The following is a 4,632-nucleotide window of genomic DNA, read 5'->3' as shown; positions in this document are numbered from 1 at the left end:
TTGACTAATCGTAGAAAAAAGCAACCACAATGTAGTCGATGTGGTTGCTGAGCACTTCAATAGAAGTGCGGCGCGATAAATCGCGCGCGGATTTCTCAATCCGCAAGGTTTGGCACCTTGAAACGCAGTATAACATAAAAAGATGGTTTGTGCTAAAAGACCCACATATCAAGGCAATTAAACAGTTATAAAAAAGGAACTAAAATGGTGAGTGTATTGTTTGTAATCGCTTACAAGATATGGTATATTTCTAAGTGAGGAAAGGTCTTAATCCTCGATAATCGACTTCTCAAGTAGGTATTAAGTAACAATGTAGTACCGATTCAGAAAGATTAACCACTGGTTGAACGTAATCCGTCAGAGTGATTTTCCAGCGAAAGTTGGAAGGGGTCTGAAAGTATCAGGAAGTTCGAAACGGGCTCAAATGTTTGGGATTACGGCGATGCAAGTAGTTTAGAAGCATCAGATTTTAGCTTCAAGAATTAAGCGTCAACTTTCTTTAGAGAATAGATTTAAAAGCTCCAATGTTTTAAAAGTAAAGATACGATCAGTGGAGGTAGTAGCTCATTAAGAAGTTTGTTAATGGTTTCTCCACAATGTTTCATACCGCCGCTTAGCCTGCATATTGGGTGAATGGTAAAGCCACACCGACTAACGTCATAGATGATTGAAGCAGGTAGGTCAGGATAGAAACATCGTGTAATTGAATATGAAGGTGTTAAGTGATTAAAGATTTTAAGCGTAACATTTCGACTATCGAGAATATTTCCTCATAAGGGATTCAAGTAAGAGAAGACTTGAATCCTATTTTTGTGCGCAAAACGACTATAATGGACTTAATATGATTGAGGAGATGTATGTGATGAGTAAAGTGATTGTTATTACCGGAGCTTCAAGTGGAATTGGCGAAGCAACTGCCAAGAAATTAGCCGCAAACGGAAATCAGATTGTCGTGAGTGCACGACGGGAAGATCGTTTGCAAAAATTAGTTTCTGAAATTAAAGCGGTGGGCGGCGACGCAAGCTACCAAGTGACAGATGTCACCAATAAAAGTGAAGTTGCTGAGTTGGCCAAGTTTGCGGTAAAGACTTACGGCAAAATTGACGTTTGGATGAATAATGCGGGATTGATGCCCCAATCAACTTTGGATAAGTACAAAATTGATGAATGGGATCGCATGATTGACGTCAACATTAAGGGTGTTCTGTACGGTATTGCCGCAGCACTTCCATTTATGCGCGAACAAAAATCAGGCCAATTTATTAACACGTCTTCCGTTGCCGGCCATGCGGTTCACCCAGGCGGTAGCGTCTACAGTGCTACAAAGTACGCAGTTCGGGTTATTAGTGAAGGGTTACGTCAAGAAGAAGCCATTGCCGGAAGCAATATTCGCGTGAGCGTTATCTCACCGGGTGCGGTTGCGACAGAATTACCCGACACAATTTCGGATCCGGAAACTAAAAAGCGAGTCGACAAATTATACGCAGATTTTGCAATTGATGCAGAACGTGTCGCTGAAGCGGTTGCCTATGCAGTTGAGGCCCCAGCTGATACGGCAATTAATGAAATCGTGATTCGACCAACGACGCAACATTAATAGAAGTGACGAAGCTGAAATTTTGGAAAGAATTCAGCTTTTTCATTTACATAAATCTTATAATTGAGATTAAAATATTTTCTGATAGATACGCCTATGATATACTTATGGAACTAAATATACGGAGGATGATGAACTTCATGGAAAAAAAGCCAATTGAAACACCAGATTCAAAACCTGGACCGGCGTCTTATTTTACGCAACAAGGATCCGAGGTCTTAACTGAGTTTAATTCAGACGTTGAAAATGGGTTAAGTTCCAGTGCCGCCAAGAGTCTTTTAGCTAAAAATGGCCCGAACGAATTAACGGCAAACGCAACGCCCAAGTGGGTAATCTTTTTGCGTCAGTTTAATAATGTCATTATTTATATTCTGCTATTTGCAGCGGCAATGACGCTGCTGCTCCAGCATTATTCAGATGCCATCGTTATTGGGCTGGTCGTTATTATCAATGCAATGATTGGTTATTTTCAAGAAGTTAACGCCAGCAATGCGCTGGACAAAATAAAGTCCCTATTATCTACCGAAGCAACCGTGATTCGGGATGGGACGCGAACTGATATTCCGGCCCGTGAATTGGTGATTGGGGATATTGTGTACCTTGAAGCCGGCGATAATATCCCGGCAGATATGCGTCTTTTAGATTCTGATAACCTGCGAGTCCAAGAATCAGCGCTAACGGGTGAAGCAGATTCCGTTCTTAAGACGTTTGACCCGCTCACAGATTCAAAAACCCCATTGGCAGAACGGACCAACATGGCCTATGCCAGTACCGCCGTTACAAATGGGAGTGCCACTGGAATTGTTGTGCAAACTGGTCATGACACAGAGTTAGGTCAAATTGCGACCGATGTTAGCAACGTTAAGGCAGCCAAAACGCCATTAATGGTTGAGCTAGATGGTCTTGGCAAATGGATTTCATACTTTATTATTGCTATTGCGGTAATTCTATTTGGAATTGGTTGGTGGACGAACCTCTACTCACTGCCAACTTTAGCATTAGCCGTTGTAACGATGGTGGTGGGGTCGCTTCCTGAAGGACTACCTGCCTCAACGTCCGTTATTTTGGCAATGGGTGTCAACAAAATGGCCAAGCATAACGCAATCGTGAAGACCTTACCTGCCGTTGAAACGTTGGGAACGGTTGACGTGATTGCAACTGATAAAACTGGGACATTAACGAAGAACGAAATGACCGCACAGGACATCATTACGGCAACCAAGAGCTACACGGTTTCCGGAACGGGTTATGCGCCTGAAGGTCAAATCAAATTGGATCAACAAGCAATCGATATCAAATCGGATGCTGACTTACAAAAGCTATTAATTGCTGGATTTGAAGCAAATGACACGATGCTCCAAGAAGAAGATGGGCATTGGGTTATTAACGGTGAACCAACCGATGGAGCCTTCTTAACCCTATATCATAAGGGATTTGGTCCTGATCAGCCAGAATTGGAAGAGCTAGACCGGATTCCATTTGACTCGGATTATCGTTACATTGCTAGGTTGGACAAGGATGCCACCGGGCAGCACGAAATTTTCATTAAGGGTGCCCCCGATAAGCTATACCAAATGGCTGCAATTTCTGATCCTAGTTTCGACCGCAGCAGATGGGATGAAGTTATCCATGAGTTAACGCATGAAGGTAAACGAGTTGTGGCGGTCGGCCATAAGGTTGTCGACTCAACTGTCGATGAAGTGACCCACGAGACCTTGCGAAATCAAGGGATTGATTTCCTTGGAATTGTTGGTATCATTGATCCACCTCGTGAAGAAGTTATTTCTGCGCTTAAGGAAATGCACACTGCCGGCGTGGAAGTTAAAATGATTACCGGTGATCATCCGGATACTGCCGCAGCAATTGGTCGTCAACTTGGCCTGGCTGATCAAATTCGAACGATTACCGGTGCTGAACTGGATAAGATGACACCAGATGAGTTAAAAGCAAATATTAGCCACTATAATGTGTTCGCTAGAACAACGCCGCGAAATAAGTTGGCCATTATCGATGCTTACCAGAAGAACGGTAAGATTACCGCAATGACTGGGGATGGTGTCAACGATGCGCCAGCTTTGAAGAAAGCGGATATCGGGGTTTCCATGGGTATCAAGGGAACCGATGTTGCGAAGGATGCAGCCGATATGATTTTGGTTGATGATAACTTTACGACGATGACCAAAGCCATTCGTGAAGGTCGCCGTTTGTATAGCAATATAAAAAAGACAATTGCCTTCCTGTTGCCAACTAGTTTCGCCGAAGGATTGATTGTTGCCTTTAGTATCATCATGCAACAAGCGCTTCCGCTGGTGCCAACACAATTGCTCTGGATTAACATGGTTTCGGCCATTACGATTCAGTTTGCCTTTATTTTTGAACCTGAAGAAGAGGGTATTATGCAGCGGCCACCACGGAAAACGGGAACCGCCTTGCTTAACAAACGAGATGTGTTCCAGCTAACCTACGTATCGATTTTGATTGCAGCAATGGGACTTTGGGTCTTCGACTGGCTGACTTCAAGTGGCGTGTCGCACATGGTTGCAAGTACCATTACCGTTAACGTCATCATCATGGGTAAGATTTTCTACCTGTTCAACATTCGGACACCGCATTTGGCGTTTGGTCGTCATTTCTTCTCCAACCCAATGGCGTTTGTCATGATTGGATTATTGCTGGTTCTCCAAATGTTCCTGGTTTATCAACCATTTATGCAAGGCGTCTTTAAGACAGCTGACATGAACCTGATGCAATGGGGAATTGTGGTTGCTGCCGGTTTTGTCACATTGGTTGTGACCGAGTTGGATAAAATGATTAGAATTTCAGTGAACCATCGAAGAAAGTCGAAGATGGTCTAAAAAGGTGAGACGAAAGGCGTTTTGCTTCCGAGCGTAGCCTAGATTAACGAATAATCCTGAACTTGGGATTGTTCGTTGATCGTAGCTAGGCGTAGGAAGTAGCCTTTAGGAACCCGACTAGGCTGCAATATTCAGGAATATACAAAAAGAGCGAGAATTTGAAGTGAACCCCAAATATTG

2 protein-coding genes are annotated in these 4,632 nt (G+C 43.4%); both read left to right on the top strand.

The window, feature by feature from the left end; all coding sequences use genetic code 11:
* Positions 1–862: 862 nt before the first annotated feature.
* Positions 863–1,597 carry an SDR family oxidoreductase gene (locus tag FD44_RS09480; protein WP_010619089.1) on the top strand — a complete coding sequence of 245 codons (735 nt, stop codon included), beginning with the start codon at positions 863–865 and terminating at the stop codon, positions 1,595–1,597.
* A gap of 140 nt (positions 1,598–1,737) precedes the next feature.
* Positions 1,738–4,452: an HAD-IC family P-type ATPase gene (locus FD44_RS09475; protein ID WP_010619090.1), complete on the top strand. Its 2,715-nt coding sequence runs from the start codon at positions 1,738–1,740 to the stop codon at positions 4,450–4,452.
* The last annotated feature ends 180 nt before the right edge of the window (positions 4,453–4,632 follow it).

This window comes from Secundilactobacillus malefermentans DSM 5705 = KCTC 3548 (assembly GCF_001436395.1).
In the GTDB taxonomy this organism is placed as follows: domain Bacteria; phylum Bacillota; class Bacilli; order Lactobacillales; family Lactobacillaceae; genus Secundilactobacillus; species Secundilactobacillus malefermentans.
The sequence above is the reverse complement of the archived record's forward strand: the minus strand, read 5'-3'. Positions and strand labels throughout refer to the sequence as shown.

Coding starts and splice junctions, on each gene's coding strand:
- FD44_RS09480 (WP_010619089.1), top strand. CDS start 863: ATGAGTAAAGTGATTGTTATTACCGGAGCTTCAAGTGGAATTGGCGAA.
- FD44_RS09475 (WP_010619090.1), top strand. CDS start 1,738: ATGGAAAAAAAGCCAATTGAAACACCAGATTCAAAACCTGGACCGGCG.